This is a genomic window from Streptomyces coffeae (assembly GCF_016741875.1).
GTDB lineage: Bacteria > Actinomycetota > Actinomycetes > Streptomycetales > Streptomycetaceae > Streptomyces > Streptomyces coffeae.
In genome coordinates, this window is sequence record NZ_JAERRF010000115.1 from 1 (window position 1) to 1,711 (window position 1,711).

Consider the following 1,711-nt stretch of genomic DNA (forward strand, 5'->3'; position numbering starts at 1 on the left):
CGCCAGCATCGGCTCCATCAACGGCGAATGGAACGCATGACTCACCCGCAGCCGCGACACCCGACGGTCCTGTGCCCGCGCAATCGTCATCAGCTGCTCGACGGCATCCTCATCACCGGAGACGACGACGGCAGTCGGACCGTTGACCCCCGCGATCGCCACCCGCGAACCATCCGGCAGGCCCGTCAGCATCTCCGTGACCTCAGCCTCGGTGGCTTCAATGGCCGCCATCGCACCGCCCTCCGGCAGCGCCTGCATCAACCGCCCACGGGCCGCGACCAGCCGGGCAGCGTCACCCGGACCGAACACCCCAGCGGTGTACGCAGCAGCCAGCTCCCCGATCGAGTGACCCAGCACCACATCCGGCCGCATCCCCCACGAACGCAGCAACTCCACCAACGCCACCTGCACCGCAAACAACCCCGTCTGCGCATAGCCCGTGCGATCCAGCAGCGCCGCCTCGGCGGAACCCGCGGTCGCGAACAGCACCTTACGCAGCGGAACTTCAAAGCCTTCAGTGCCACCGAGCTGCTCTTCAAGGTGCCCGCAGATCTCATCCAGGGCACGCGCGAACACCGGGAACACGCCGTAGAGCTCACGCCCCATGCCAATACGCTGACTGCCCTGACCGGTGAACATCCACGCCGTCCGACCCTCCGACACCGCCCCCGGCAGCAGGGCGTCGCCATCGGCCAGCGCCATCACGCGTTCACGCAGCACCCCCGCGTCAGCCCCCAGCAGCACCGCCCGATGCTCGAGTGCCGCCCGAGTCGTCACCAGCGAGAAGCCCACATCAACCGCCGACAAGCCCTCCCCAGAAGGCCACTCGTCAAGGAAGGCCGCCAATCGACCGGCCTGCCCGCGCAGAGCTTCCGGACTCCGGCCGGACAACACCCACGGCACCAGCGGCAGATCCGTCTGCGACTGCGGGGCGACCTCGGTGGAGAATGCGGGCGCTTCCTCGATGATCACGTGCGCGTTGGTCCCGCTGATCCCGAAGGAGGAGACGCCCGCGCGCCGCGTGCGCTTCCCTGTCGACCACGCGCGCGGCTCGGTCAGCAACCTGACCGCACCGGAATCCCAATCCACATGGGACGACGGCGCATCGACGTGCAGGGTCCGTGGCAGCTGCTGCTCCCGCAACGCCATGACCATCTTGATCAAACCGGCCACACCAGCGGCAGCCTGCGGATGGCCAATGTTCGACTTGATAGACCCCAGCCACAACGGGTCCCGGCCCTCACGCCCCTGCCCGTACGTGGCCAGCAGCGCGTGCGCCTCAATCGGATCACCGAGCTTCGTACCCGTGCCGTGCCCCTCGACGACATCCACATCCGACGGGGACAGACCCGCGTTCGACAAAGCCTGCCGAATCACCCGCTGCTGCGACGGACCATTCGGCGCCGTCAGACCATTCGACGCACCATCCTGATTCACCGCGCTACCCCGCACCACCGCCAACACCCGATGCCCCAGTCGCTGGGCATCCGACAGACGCTCCAGCACCAGCACCCCGGCACCCTCAGCCCACCCCGTACCATCCGCCGCATCCGTAAACGACTTGCACCGGCCGTCCGCGGCGAGGCCTCCTTGGCGTGCGAATTCCTGGAAGATGCCTGGCGTGGCCATCACGGTCGTACCCCCGGCGAGGGCCATCTCGCACTCCCCCGCCCGCAGCGCCTGACACGCCAGGTGCAGCGCGACCAGAGAG

General features: G+C 68.3%; 1 protein-coding gene. It reads right to left on the minus strand.

Features of this window, described 5'->3' with window-relative positions; genetic code table 11:
- Positions 1-1,711 (minus strand): type I polyketide synthase (locus JK363_RS41195; RefSeq protein ID WP_201883452.1); only part of this gene is annotated, 1,711 nt, incomplete at both ends.